The 12,674-nt window shown below is 60.5% G+C and carries 16 protein-coding genes; 10 read left to right on the forward strand and 6 right to left on the reverse strand.

The features are described from left to right. Nucleotides 1-96: 96 nt before the first annotated feature. From ACCD05_RS08030 to ACCD05_RS08045, 4 genes are all read left to right on the forward strand, one after another. Entirely contained in the window at nt 97-990 is an 894-nt protein-coding gene (locus tag ACCD05_RS08030; RefSeq protein ID WP_413392040.1) for a LysR family transcriptional regulator, read from the forward strand. A 173-nt stretch (nt 991-1,163) separates the two neighbouring features. Beyond that, complete coding sequence (locus ACCD05_RS08035; RefSeq protein WP_413392041.1) at nt 1,164-1,325, forward strand: hypothetical protein; 162 nt, start codon at nt 1,164-1,166, stop codon at nt 1,323-1,325. Nucleotides 1,326-1,359: 34 nt separating this feature from the next. Further along, entirely contained in the window at nt 1,360-2,145 is a 786-nt protein-coding gene (locus ACCD05_RS08040; RefSeq protein ID WP_413392077.1) for an APH(3') family aminoglycoside O-phosphotransferase, read from the forward strand. Nucleotides 2,146-2,267: 122 nt separating this feature from the next. Next, complete coding sequence (locus ACCD05_RS08045) at nt 2,268-2,648, forward strand: DUF427 domain-containing protein (protein WP_413392042.1); 381 nt, start codon at nt 2,268-2,270, stop codon at nt 2,646-2,648. A 194-nt stretch (nt 2,649-2,842) separates the two neighbouring features. Here the strand turns inward: ACCD05_RS08045 and ACCD05_RS08050 are convergent, their stop codons facing one another. Further along, nucleotides 2,843-3,862, reverse strand: a complete 1,020-nt coding sequence (locus ACCD05_RS08050) for a porin (RefSeq protein ID WP_413392043.1) — start codon at nt 3,860-3,862, stop codon at nt 2,843-2,845. A 495-nt stretch (nt 3,863-4,357) separates the two neighbouring features. Between ACCD05_RS08050 and ACCD05_RS08055 the strand changes: the two genes are divergently transcribed. The 5 genes from ACCD05_RS08055 to ACCD05_RS08075 all read left to right on the forward strand — a co-directional run bounded on the left by ACCD05_RS08055 (nt 4,358) and on the right by ACCD05_RS08075 (nt 7,292). After that, on the forward strand, nt 4,358-5,323 hold the full coding sequence (locus ACCD05_RS08055) for a LysR substrate-binding domain-containing protein (RefSeq protein WP_111562176.1): 966 nt from the start codon (nt 4,358-4,360) through the stop codon (nt 5,321-5,323). A 124-nt stretch (nt 5,324-5,447) separates the two neighbouring features. Next, a complete protein-coding gene (locus ACCD05_RS08060; RefSeq protein WP_413392044.1) occupies nt 5,448-5,801 on the forward strand; it encodes a DUF1428 domain-containing protein in 354 nt (117 codons plus the stop codon). Between the two features lie 81 nt (nt 5,802-5,882). Next, the gene (locus ACCD05_RS08065) at nt 5,883-6,305 is read left to right on the forward strand and encodes a secondary thiamine-phosphate synthase enzyme YjbQ (protein ID WP_413392045.1); all 423 of its coding nucleotides are present in this window, start codon (nt 5,883-5,885) and stop codon (nt 6,303-6,305) included. A 101-nt stretch (nt 6,306-6,406) separates the two neighbouring features. Further along, nucleotides 6,407-6,721 carry a hypothetical protein gene (locus ACCD05_RS08070; RefSeq protein WP_026282810.1) on the forward strand — a complete coding sequence of 105 codons (315 nt, stop codon included), beginning with the start codon at nt 6,407-6,409 and terminating at the stop codon, nt 6,719-6,721. Between the two features lie 175 nt (nt 6,722-6,896). Further along, the gene (locus ACCD05_RS08075; RefSeq protein WP_047506436.1) at nt 6,897-7,292 is read left to right on the forward strand and encodes a hypothetical protein; all 396 of its coding nucleotides are present in this window, start codon (nt 6,897-6,899) and stop codon (nt 7,290-7,292) included. A gap of 106 nt (nt 7,293-7,398) precedes the next feature. Here ACCD05_RS08075 and ACCD05_RS08080 read toward each other — a convergent pair whose 3' ends face one another. Then, complete coding sequence (locus ACCD05_RS08080) at nt 7,399-8,355, reverse strand: DMT family transporter (RefSeq protein WP_413392046.1); 957 nt, start codon at nt 8,353-8,355, stop codon at nt 7,399-7,401. A gap of 193 nt (nt 8,356-8,548) precedes the next feature. Further along, nucleotides 8,549-8,809, reverse strand: coding sequence for a hypothetical protein (locus tag ACCD05_RS08085; RefSeq protein WP_111562265.1), 261 nt, complete (start codon nt 8,807-8,809; stop codon nt 8,549-8,551). A gap of 380 nt (nt 8,810-9,189) precedes the next feature. Here ACCD05_RS08085 and ACCD05_RS08090 point away from each other — a divergent pair, with 380 nt between their 5' ends. After that, nucleotides 9,190-9,678, forward strand: a complete 489-nt coding sequence (locus tag ACCD05_RS08090) for a GAF domain-containing protein (RefSeq protein ID WP_413392047.1) — start codon at nt 9,190-9,192, stop codon at nt 9,676-9,678. Between the two features lie 73 nt (nt 9,679-9,751). Here ACCD05_RS08090 and cydX read toward each other — a convergent pair whose 3' ends face one another. The 3 genes from cydX to ACCD05_RS08105 are packed head-to-tail and all read right to left on the reverse strand — an operon-like array spanning nt 9,752 to nt 12,616. After that, nucleotides 9,752-9,862 (reverse strand): cytochrome bd-I oxidase subunit CydX, encoded by a 111-nt coding sequence (cydX, locus tag ACCD05_RS08095; protein ID WP_018897469.1) that lies wholly within the window; start codon nt 9,860-9,862, stop codon nt 9,752-9,754. A gap of 12 nt (nt 9,863-9,874) precedes the next feature. Continuing rightward, nucleotides 9,875-11,029 (reverse strand): cytochrome d ubiquinol oxidase subunit II, encoded by a 1,155-nt coding sequence (cydB, locus tag ACCD05_RS08100; protein ID WP_413392048.1) that lies wholly within the window; start codon nt 11,027-11,029, stop codon nt 9,875-9,877. A 6-nt stretch (nt 11,030-11,035) separates the two neighbouring features. Continuing rightward, a complete protein-coding gene (locus ACCD05_RS08105) occupies nt 11,036-12,616 on the reverse strand; it encodes a cytochrome ubiquinol oxidase subunit I (protein ID WP_413392049.1) in 1,581 nt (526 codons plus the stop codon). Nucleotides 12,617-12,674 lie beyond the last annotated feature (58 nt).

Genomic DNA, 12,674 nt, shown 5'->3' on the forward strand with positions numbered 1-12,674 from the left:
TTTCTTGGTGGCTTTCTCGGGATAGCTACCAGTCGTTTGACCCAACGACAAAGGACCAATACTAGATGAAGCCATTAGAAAAATTGGGGCTTCATCATGGTTCGGCCATATCTTCCGCTGAACGCCTTCCGGGCTTTCGAAGCGTCTGCGCGGCATCTGAGCTTCACCAAGGCGGCGATCGAGCTCAACGTCACGCAGGCGGCCGTCAGCCACCAGGTGATCGCTCTCGAGGCGCAACTCGGGGTGACGCTGTTTCGGCGGTTGCCGCGCGGGCTGATGATCACGGCCGAGGGTGACAGCCTGCTGCCGGTGCTGCGCGACAGCTTCGATCGCATGGCTGATGCTGTCGAGCGGCTTCGCGACGGGCATGTGCGCGAAGTGCTGACGGTCGGCGCGGTCGGAACCTTCGCCGTCGGCTGGCTGCTGCCGCGCTTGCCGTCGTTTCAGGAGCGCTATCCCTATGTCGACCTCAGGCTTTCCACCAACAACAACCGGGTGGACCTCGCGGCTGAGGGGCTCGACCTCGCCATCCGCTTCGGCGGCGGGGCATGGCATGCGACGGAGGCGACGCGGCTCTTCGAGGCGCCGCTGTCTGTTCTCTGTCGGCCCGATCTCGCGGAAGGGCTGAAGCGTCCGGAGGATCTCATGGGTCAGACGCTCCTGCGCTCTTATCGGCCGGACGAGTGGACGCGGTGGTTCGAGGCTGCCGGCGTTTCGCATCCGGGGCTGATGCAGAAGAGCATCGTCTTCGACACCTCGCTGGCGATGATGGAGGCGATGCAGCAGGGGATCGGCGTCGGGCTTGCGCCGCCGAAGATGTTCGAGCGCCAGCTGACGTCGGGACTGGTGGCGCAGCCATTCGCGATCACGGTATCGATGGGGAGCTATTGGCTGACGCGGCTGCACTCACGCCCCGTGACGCCCGCGATGGCGGCATTCTCCGCGTGGATGACGTCGGTGATTGCACAAAGTGATGAGGCAGGATGTTAGGGAAATAACAGAAGTTTTGCTGAACGGTCTGGAAGCGTTTTCGAAATGCGCTAAGTTGGGTGTGTCGAAGTGAAACGGAATCGTTAATCGTTTTCCGCTCCAGTCCGACACAAGCATGACCGCCTAGCTTTGTCCCATCGCCGGATGTTAGCGGCACAAGAGGGGACAATGACATGTGGAACGAAATCGAGCGCTTTTTCGAACAGCAGGACGAAGCCACCAAGGTGGCGATCATCGAAAGCCGTGGCGACGAGTTGACCGACATGCTGGTATCGGCGCTCGAAGACGCGCTTTCCATCCTCCACGGCGAAATGCAGCCCGAAACATTGCACTGATCGCCGCAGCCTCGATCGAGGCGAGCACAACTGCCTGAGGCCTTGCTTGGCTCATCCCGTTGCATTGCGCAGCTTCATTGCAGGCTATTCCTGGGATCGCGATCCTGTGGGCCGGTCTCCCTCCGAAGTGTTTCGGCTGGAGTGCGCAGGTGCGCCTGCGCTCTATCTCAAGCGCGAGGCGCAGAGCGCCTATGGCGAGTTGGCGGATGAGGCGGCGCGTTTGCGGTGGTTGTCCGGCCAAGGGCTTCCATGTCCCGATATTGTCGCTTCCACCACGGACGATGGTTGTGATTGGCTGCTGATGAGCGCCCTGCCGGGCCGCGATCTTGCGTCGGATTCGGCTGTTGATGCTGAGGCGCGGGTGATCATGCTGGCTGCGGCGTTGCGTGCGCTTCACTCTCTCGACATTGTCTCGTGCCCCTTTGATCACCGTTGGTCGAAGCGGCTTGCCGTTGCTGAGCAGCGCATGCGGGCCGGCCTAGTCGATGAAGAGGATTTCGACGAGACGCGGCTTGGGCGCAGCGCCGCCGATCTTTATTCAGAGCTTTGCCAGATGCATGTCGGCGAGGAGGATCTGGTCGTCACCCATGGCGACGCCTGCCTGCCGAACTTCGTGGCATCAGGTGATGCCTTCGCTGGCTATATCGATTGCGGACGTCTCGGCGTCGCGGATCGCTATCAGGATATCGCGCTCGCCTGCCGCAGCATCGCTGCGAATTTCGGCGAGGCGTTCGTTGAGCCGTTTTGTCGGCACTACGGCATCGTGTCGTTGGATGCTGATAAAATGCTGCGGTATCAGATGCTTGACGAGTTCTTCTGAGTGATTGATTCAGGCTGATCACGCCGCAAGCGCGTTTCGATCACCGCAACGTTATGCCGTCTTGCCTGCAAATGAGCGCGGCGCTCCCCATATGGATGTCATGAGCATTCAGGGAGCCGCCAATGTCCGCCCAGCCGAGGAAGATCCCCGGTCCGGATCATCCGATCACGATTACGCCCAATCCGAAGCGCGTGGTGGTGACATGGAACGGCCGCGTGATCGCCGATAGCCGCAAGGCGTTGACGTTGAAAGAGGCGAGCTATCCAGCTGTCTCTTATATCCCTCGCGGTGACGTGGATATGCCGTTGCTGACCCACAGCACGCACAAGAGCTTTTGCCCCTACAAGGGCGAGGCGTCGTATTACGGCATCGCGTTGGATGGCGAGCGTTCTGAGAATGCGATCTGGAGCTATGAAGATCCCTCGGATGCCGCCAGCGAGATCAAAGGCTATGTCGCCTTCTACCCTGATCGTGTCGATTCCATCGAGGAGCTGACGATATAGGGGAGGCGAGACGCCGACGGCTTAGGGAGACGTGGGTTCGGCGATCGGTCGCTGCAAACCTGTCTCTGAAAAATCAAGGATCGGTCCGGCAGGGAAACCGGACCAATCCCCGTAACTGATCGGAGGTCAATCGGATCAGAAAAGGCAAACTTGTGAAAGGTGCCCCGGCCTAGACCGGGGCGCCGATAGTCAAATTAGAAAGCGCGCTGCAGGCGGAAGAAGCCCTTGGTTACGCTGTCTTCGTGGTCAACGTCGGTGTAGTCGACGGTAGCCTTGGCGTAGAGGTTGTCTACGATCTGGTAGTCAACAGTTACGCCGACCTTCCAAGCGTCGTTAGACGAGAAGTCGGTGTCCGTTGCATTGTGGCCGTAGTTGCCGAAGTACTGAGCCATCGGTGTGATGGTCCACTTGTCGGTAACCTTAGCTGCGTATTCAGCAGCAACGGTCCACTCGGATTCGTCGTAGTAGCTGTTGATGCCGGTTGCGTAGGCAGCGGCCAGGCCGAGCGTGCCAGGTCCGATGTCAGCGAAGAGCATGCCACGGATCGCGCCGTCTTCGGTGTCCGTGTCGTAACCGCCGATGAGCTGGTAGGATACTACGCCAGCCTTGCCGCCGATTGCAGCAGCGATACCAACAGCGTTGCCGGAGTTGGTGCCGCGCTCTGCGCCAGCGCCGTCTTCCAGTTCGTCAACCGAAATACCAGCGTAGAAGTCGCCGGATTCGTACTGGTAACGAATGGAGTTGTGCAGGGTCTGGTAGCTGGACAGAACGTCCGGCTCGCCGCTCAAATCGTCATCCCACCAGCTGTAGAACAGACCGGCGCGGATGCCAGCGATGTCGATGTAAGCCGAGTCGAGCGTGGACGTCGTCGAGGAGTTGTCGCCGTTGTTACGGAGAACGATAACGCCGGTCAGAGGACCGTATTCCGTGTCGCTCTTGGCGGTGAACTGAACCTGAGCGCGCGTACGAGCGTTCCAGTCCGAGGTACCCTTCTGGTTCGGGCCGCCGTATACTTCAAAACGCAGGTAACCGCCGACCTTGAGGCAGGTTTCGGTGCCCGGGATGTAGAAGTAGCCGGTGCCGTAAGCGTCGCAGACGCGAACGTATTCTACTGCTTCAGGCTCAGCTGCTACGATAGCGTCGGCAGCGAAGACGGGGGACGCGGCGGCAGCGAGAGCTGCTGCGGACGTCAGCATAACCATCCGAATGTTCATTTGAAATCCATTTCCTTTTAGAAGAGACCGTCGCCACACACTGGGAGGTGATAGGCAACCGTTCCGGTAACAGCCTTTCGGCACGCGGATCAGCGAACCGCTGACACTCTTCTCTCATCCCTCAGTAATTCTATCAATTCAGATAGTGCCGAAATCGTTGTTTGTGAAACTTCTTAGGCATGAAATGTGGCGAATATGCCACAATATCAAATAGTTAGACAAATAGACGCAATGCCCCGGCAGCTGCGGAGCAACATAATATCAAAGCCATTTCGGTTGCTCGCGAGAGCACAGTAATGCCGCCATGCAAACACATTGACGCCAATGTCGGCGAGATAATGTCGCGCCGCAGCAAAATGAAGAGGGGCGATTGGAACGCTATGTTCCAAATTTGGAACGAAAGGTTTTCAGGCGGCAGTTGGCATCTTGAGCTAAGCGGCGTAAGCGACTCGCCCAGGGAGGCATTTTAGCATCCCGTTGCAAAAGGAATAACTAATGCCGGCGGCTGACAATATTTTCCCGGACATGAACGATTTTGCTTATTTTGCAGCGGTTGTACGCTACGGTGGCTTCTCCGCCGCGGGGCGCGTACTTGGCTTGCCGAAGTCAAAACTCAGCCGGCACATCAATGCGCTCGAAGATCGGCTGGGGGTCCGATTGATCGAAAGAACGGTGCACAGGTTCCGTGTAACCGAGATTGGTCAATCACTATATATTTACTGTGAGAACATGCTCCGTGAAGCGGAACGTGCCACGAAAGCCGTTGCCGATGTGAATGGTGAACCGCAGGGCACGATCAGACTCAGCGTTCCCACGGGCCTGCTCGAAGGGTCGCTTGGTGCAATCTTCCCCGAATTCCTGCTGCTTCACCCGAAGATCCAGCTGCAGATTCTCGCGACCGACCAGCGAGTCGACATCATCAATGACCGACTCGATCTCGCAATCCGGGCGCAATTGACCGAAGAAACCGATGCCGAGCTGACGATGCGGGTTCTGAGCAAGGTCGATCTCATCCTTGTCGCCAACAAGGAGATGGCGGCGCAGATGCCAAAGGGGGAGGGTATCGAATCGCTTGATGGCGTGCCGACTGTTTCTTTCACCAGCGGCATGGCCGAGTGGCGCGAGGTCGATGTGTGGGACTTCACCGGCCCCGATGGTGCACTGCACAGGCATGAGCATCGACCGCGCATGAGCTGTCGCAGCGTGCCCGCCGTTCTGGAAGCCATTCATGCGGGTGTGGGCGTCGGGCTGCTTCCCGACATCGTTTGCGCAGAGGGACTGCGGCACGGAACGCTGGTCCGCCTGTTGCCTGACTATCAGATGTCGCAGGCGACCATCTATCTGGTGTTCACGGCATCGCGGGGCCTGCCGACGGCGGTGCGCACGCTCGTCGATTTCCTTGTCGAACGCTTCCGCACCTTCAACGCGGCCATCGAGGGCGACCGTGCGGGCGCGGCATGAGTCGATTCTGCTCCTCGCGTCCATATCTTGCCCAACGCGTATGGCGCCTATTTTGAAAGAGGTGTCGGTTCGGGTGCGTCTCGTTCGTCCTTGAAGCGATGCCAACGTTCAAGGGAGAGAGAGCATGTCCTATGTCGACGGTTTTATCGTTGCCGTGCCAAAGAAGAATATCGAGGCCTACAAGGCGCTCTCGGCCAAGGCCGGCGCGATCTGGAAATCATATGGCGCCAAGGATTATGTCGAATGCGTCGCGGACGACGTGCCCTATGGCGAGCTGACGTCATTTCCGCGTGCGGTTCAGGCGACCGATGACGAGGTCGTGGTGTTTTCTTGGATCACCTATGAAACGCGCGAACAGCGCGATGAGATCAATGCCAAGGTCATGGCCGATCCTGAACTGCAGGTCACTGAATGCCTTGATATCTTCGATGCCAAGCGGATGATCTATGGCGGCTTCGTTCCGCTGCTTTGGCTTTGATGTTTCGCCGATCACCGGCATTGACATGACGGCGGGTGCGCGCGACCTCTGGGCGGAGTTTCATCGTCCGGAGGTGCTGCCATGCCACAGAAGATTCTAAGCCTGCAGACGCGCGGGCAGGGCCTTTATGAGTTTACCGATCAGGTCTCGGCCTTCGTGCGCGCCGCGAATATCGAATCCGGGCTGCTTACCGTTTTCGTGCGGCACACATCCTGCTCCCTGCTAATCCAGGAGAATGCGGATCCGGATGTGCGCACCGATCTCAACGGTTTCTTTCGCCGTCTCGTGCCGCCATCGTCCGATCCTTCGATGCGCTGGATCGTGCACACGATGGAGGGACCGGATGACATGCCCGCCCATATCAAGGCGGCTCTGACGCAGGTTTCGATCGGGATTCCCGTGATGGACGGGCGGCTCGTGCTGGGCACCTGGCAGGGGATCTATCTGTTCGAACACCGCGAAAGTCCGCACCGGCGCGAGGTCGTGCTGCATCTTAGCAACTGAACCAAATGTGAACGGCCGGTTCGAACATCGTTCATTTTCAGGCGTTTATCGTTTGTCCAATCCCGCAAGGGAGACCATCGATAACAAATGAAAGCATGAACATGACCCATTTTATCGCCAAAGCTTCGTTCGCCGCCATCCTTGCAATTGCGTCCATTCCCGCGACGTTCTCGGTTGCGTCAGCCGCCAGCCCCGAGCGTGCATCGGTCGTCGAGATTCAGTATCACCGCCCAGCTCCGCCGCGCGCATGCTCACCGATCCGGGCTGTCGAGAAGGCGCGTTATGCCGGTCTGCGCAATGCGCGCGTCACCGATATCACGCCGCGCCGCGTCGTCGTTTCCGGCCGTGGCTATCGCGGCCATTGGGACCGGATGTTCTTCGCGAATGTTCGCGGTTGCCCCGAGATTCGTCGCTGATCCGCCGCTAGTCGGAGCTAGCCACAATAGGAACTGCATCGCCTTGGCCGCGCCATTTTCAGGCTGCTTTGTGCGAATCGCATAACAATGCGTTTATCCGGGAGGGCCGCTCTTCTGACCGGCCGAGAGAATCGAAAAAGGAGCGCGGTCGCAACCGCGTGATATGGAGATTTCGATGATGCAGTTTCTGACCAAGGCGGGGATTGCCCTAGTACTGGGCGTCGGCACGCTTGCCGGCGCTACGGTTCCGGCCTCCGCTCAGGTGGACATCTATATAGACGATGGTCGTCCACCACCGCCTCCGGGCTACGGACGCCCACCACCGCCTCCAGGCTATGGCCGTCCGCCACCGCCGCCGGTTTATGGCCGCCCACCGCCGCCACCGTATTATGGCGGCCGGCCGCGCGGTTGCGATCCGCGTCTGGCTGAGGACAAGGCGATGGACTACGGTTTCCGCCGTGCCCGCGTGGTCGATATCACGCCGCGCCGGGTGATCGTGCAGGGCTTCACGCGTCGCGGACCTGACGAGATCACCTTCGGTAACGTTCGCGGTTGCCCGGTTCTGCGCTGACAGGCCGGTTCCGATAGTTTGAAATGAAACCACCCCTGCCTGCGTGGAGACGCGGACAGGGGTGGTTTTCGTTTTGGGGTGATGTTTCGGCTGCCGCCGATGCCTGTCAGGCCTTCGGCGTGTTCGCGCTTTCGCCGGCGGCCGAGGTGGCAAGCGGCGCCTGGCTGTCGGAGGAGACGACGGATGTCGGCAGCGGCGTGCCGCGCTTGCGTTCGCGCGCCAGCGTCAGCAGGCCGGAGCAGATGATCAGCAAGATGCCACCCGCCATCGGCAGGTCGATCGCGTCATCGAAGATCAGATAGCCGAAGGCGATCGCCCAGAGCATCTGGCTGTATTGCGGCGGCGCCACGAGGTTGGCGGGCGCAATGCGCGCGGCGGTCATCAAGAGGACGTTGCCGGCGGCGCCGAGCAGGCCGTAGCTTGCGATGAACAGCCACTGTCGCGGTGTCGGCATGACGAATTGCGAGGCCATCAGGATGCCGCTGACGATGATGGTGCCGAGCAGGGCGGCGCCGTAGAGCGACAGGCGCTTTTCGGCCGGGCCCATCTTTCTAAGGACAACGATCGAGATCGCCGCCGTCAGGCCACCGATGGCGGCCGCGAGGTGGCCGACGGAGAGCTCGCGGAAGCCGGGGCGCAGCACCACCAGAACGCCGAGGAAGCCGACGATAACGGCGGCCCAGCGCTGCCAGCGCACATCTTCCTTGAGGAAGATGACGGACAAGATCGTCACGAAGGAGGGCAGCAGGAAGAGCAGGCAGAAGGCTTCCGCCATGGGAAGCAGCGTGAAGGTGATGATCGAGGCAATCGCGCCGATCGCGCCGCAGATGAAGCGCAGCAGCCACAATGTGCGGTTCGTGGTGCGGACGACATCCAGCCAAGAATCGTCCTTGGCCTTGATGAAGGGCAGGGCGGCGGTACCGAACAGGGCACCGATGAAGGCGATCTCGTAGGATGGGATGCTGCCGTGGAGGATCTTGATCGAAGCGTCGCTGAACGCGAACACGGCATAGGCGGCAAACGCGATGAGAACGCCGCGCGCGGGCGAATGGGGAGCAGTCATGGGAGCAGTTTCAATTTGAAGAGAGCTTCGGGCGCCGGGGCATCGTTGCCGACAACAGGAGGTATAATTGAGAATGCTGCCCTGCACAATTGAGGAGAAGGCTGCGCCTATCTTAAAGCGAAGGGTGTGATAGCCGCGCCACGCTGTGCCTTGCGTGGCGGCGATCCGCCACCACGTATCATTGGCTATATCCTCAGTTGGAGCCGCGTCGGAGCGCCGGCCCATAGTCGCGGTAGATGCTGAGGCAATCGGTGTAGCTCAGCGATTCGTTGGCGCCGTAGATCACATGCGCGCTCGATGCGTTGGTGGACGCTTCCTCCGATACGAAGAGGATGGCCTCGCCCAACGACTTGCCTGTGATCGGCGCATCGGTGCCATCGTCGAGCGTTATTCCCTTTATGACTGCGGCAATCTCGCGGTGGCTGAAAACTGCCTGTCTGTCTTCCGGTGTCATTGCCTTTACCTCGAACTGAAAATGGATGGTTCTATCGTTGCCGGCCAATAACTGCGCCGACGGTCGCGCGATGCCATCGCCTTGCGGGTTCGATGGCAGGCAGACGTGCGCAAGCACGGCCTTTTCGCGTCTGTATTCGTCGATCGGATGCCGCCGGCGGCCGCCAGCGTCGGATATCCGACCGACATATTATGGACATATGGCCCGATCGCCGCCGGACAAGATCGCTTCCTTCAATCCCCTGTGAATTTAAAAGGAGCCGGCGTGAATTCGCGCGGTGATTGCCGGGCAAGGCTACACGGCTGCGAATTGGCAAGCGCTATCGGGATCGCTATATCAGGCCCCAACGCATGCAAGCATCGGCTGGAAGGTGAATCGACATGTTTCAAACGGCGAAGATCGATCAGGCCGACAAGAAGGCATTCTATCGCGAGCTCGCGCAGCAGCTGACCGGGCTGCTTCACGGCGAGCGCGATGTGATCGCCAACGCGGCCAATACCTCGGCGCTGATGTTCGAGATGATGCCCGATCTCAACTGGGCCGGTTTCTATTTCCTGAAGTCTAGGGATGAGTTGGTGCTCGGGCCGTTCCAGGGGCGCACCGCCTGCGTGCGGATCGCAGTCGGGCGCGGGGTTTGTGGGACGGCGGTCGCAAAGGGCCAGTCGATACTCGTCGAGGACGTGCACGCCTTTCCCGGCCATATCGCCTGCGACGCTGCCTCGCGCTCGGAGCTGGTCGTGCCGTTCAGCCACAATGGCGAGATCCTCGGCGTCATCGATCTCGACAGCCCGATCCCTTCGCGCTTCGATGCGGACGATCAGGCGGGGATCGAGGCGCTGGCCGACATCTTCGTTTCGGCCAGCTATTGACGTTAATTCCACTCAATGAACGAGAAGAGGCTGCGCCCGGATCGAGCGCAGCCTCTTTTGTTTGTCCTGTCACTCAGGACTTCTTCTTTTTGGCCTCATCGTCGATCAACTCGTACCACATGGCGTTGAGGACGGCGAAGGCGGCCGCGAGCGGCAGGCCAAGGATCCATGCGAAATACCACATCCTATTTCTCCTTCAGTATGCGTGACCGCTTTTGTCGGTGATCTGCTTCTCGTCGACCTTGCCCCAGAGCACTTTGTAGACCCAGGCCGTGTAGGCGAGGATGATCGGCAGGAAGATCAAAGTGACGACGAGCATGATGAACAGCGTCAGGTGGCTCGAGGATGCATCCCAGACCGTCAGGCTCGACTTCGGATCGAGCGAGGAGGGCAGGATGAAAGGGAACATCGAGACGCCGACGGTCGAGATGATGCCGAAGATCGACAGCTTGCTGAAGAGCAGCGTGCCAATCTCCAGCCTGGCGCGTATGGCGATCAGGGTGGCGACGGCACCGGCGAAGCCGGCGACCGGGGCGATCATCATCCAGGGATAGGTGCCGTAATTGGCGAGCCAAGAGCCCTCATGGGCTGCCGTCTTCAGAAGCGGGTTCGATGGGCCGTCTGTGACGATGGCGCTCGAGATCGTGTAGCCGTTGACACCCAGCGCCAGGAAGACGCCGCCGAGCGCGAAGAGCACGATGACGAGGATGGCGGCGATGCTGCCATAGCCACGAGCGCGCTCCGCCACCGGTCCGCTCGACTTCAACACCAGCCAGGCGGCGCCGTGCATGGCGAGCATGGCGACGGAGAGCAGACCGCAGAGCAGGGCATAGGGGTTGAGCAGGCCGATGAAGGTGCCTTCGTAGAAGATGCGCATGTCGGCCGGATCGAAGCGGAAGGGTACGCCCTGCAGCACGTTGCCGACGGCGACGCCGAAGATCAGCGACGGAACGAAGCCGCCGATGAAGAGCGCGAGATCCCAATTGCCGCGCCAGCGGGCGCTCTCACGCTTCGAGCGGTATTTGAAGGCGACCGGCCGCAGGATGAGCGCCAGCAGGATCGCGAACATCGCCAGATAGAAGCCGGAGAAGGAGACCGCATAGAGCGGCGGCCAGGCGGCGAAGACGGCGCCACCGCCGAGGATCAGCCAGACCTGGTTTCCTTCCCAGACCGGGCCGATCGTGTTGATGGCGACGCGCCGCTCCGTATCCGTCCTGGCGACGAAGGGGAGCAACATGCCGACGCCGAGGTCGAAACCATCGGTGACAGCGAAGCCGATGAGGAGGACGCCGAGAAGCAGCCACCAGATGAGGCGCAGGGTTTCATAGTCGATGAGTTCGTGCAGGATCATGATCAATCACTCCGCGGCAGGAACGAGGGTTTCGGAAATCAGCTCGGCTTCCGGCTCGGTGTCCGGTTCCGGGCCCTTCTTGATGGCCTTCACCATCAGCGTCATCTCGATGATGATCAGCACCGTGTAGAGCGCCGCGAAGCCGAGAATGGTAAGAAGCACGGTGCTGGCGCCGAGGCTGGAGACGGCGGCGGCCGTCGGCAGCACGCCTTCGATGATCCAGGGCTGGCGCCCGACCTCGGCAACCACCCAACCGAACTCGATGGCGATGAACGGCAGCGGGATCGCCAAGACTGCAACGCGCAGCAGCCAGGGATGGGCGTCGAGACGGCGGCGGGCCGAGAGCCAGAAGAAAGTCGCCGTCAGCACGATGAAGAATACGCCGAGCCCGACCATGATGCGGAACGACCAGAAGAGGGTCGGCACATGCGGGATGGTGTCTCGGGCGGCCTGGTCGATCTGCTGATCGGTGGCGGTGCGGGGATCATCGACATAGCGTTTCAGGAGAAGAGCATAGCCGAGCTGGTGGCCAAGATCCTCAAACGCGCTCTTGGTTTCCGCCGTGATCTTTTCAGGCGAGCCGGCGGCGCGGATCTGCATCAGCGCGTCATAGGCCTTGATGCCTTCGCGGATGCGGGTCTTTGCGTGTTCCTCGAGCTCGTTGATCCCGGGGATGACGGTATCCAGCGAGCGGGTGCCGATCAGGCCCATGACCCAGGGGATATGGACGGCGAAGTGGGTCTCGCGTGCCTGTTGATCCGGGAAGCCGATGGCGGTGAAGGGGGCCGGTGCCGGCTCCGTTTCCCACATGGCTTCGATGGCGGCGAGCTTCATCTTCTGGTTTTCGGTTGCGAGATAGCCGCTTTCGTCACCCAGCACGACAACCGAGAGCGCGGACGCCAGGCCGAAGGAGGCGGCGACCGTCATCGAGCGCTTGGCGATCTCGATGTGCCGGCCCTTCAGCAGGTACCAGGCCGAGACGCCGAGCACGAAGATGGAGGCACAGACGTAGCCGGCCGATACGGTGTGGACGAATTTCGCCTGGGCGACCGGGTTGAAGACGACGTCGAAGAAGCTGGTCACTTCCATGCGCATGGTCTGCGGGTTGAGCGCCGATCCCACAGGGTTCTGCATCCAGCCGTTGGCAACGAGAATCCAGAGTGCCGAGAAGTTCGAGCCGAGCGCCACGCACCATGTCGCCACGAGGTGACCGACCTTGGAGAGCTTGTCCCAGCCGAAAAAGAACAGGCCGACGAAGGTGGCTTCGAGGAAGAAGGCCATCAGACCTTCGATCGCCAAGGGCGCGCCGAAGATGTCGCCGACATAGTAGCTGTAGTAGCTCCAGTTCATGCCGAACTGGAATTCCATGACGATGCCGGTGGCGACGCCGATGGCGAAGTTGATGCCGAAGAGCACGCCCCAGAACTTCGTCATCTGCCGCCAGATCTGGCGGCCGGTCATGACGTAGACGGTCTCCATGATGGCGAGCAGCACGGCGAGGCCGAGCGTCAGCGGTACGAACAGGAAGTGATAGAGCGCTGTCAGCGCGAATTGAAAACGCGATAAGTCGACAATGTCTAGTTCCATAGTCTTTCTCCCACGCCCCATGGGGGTACGAAGATTTTCCGCCGGGCCGGATTGCCTG

It is taken from the genome of Rhizobium sp. Rhizsp42 (genome assembly GCF_047304155.1).
GTDB lineage: Bacteria > Pseudomonadota > Alphaproteobacteria > Rhizobiales > Rhizobiaceae > Rhizobium.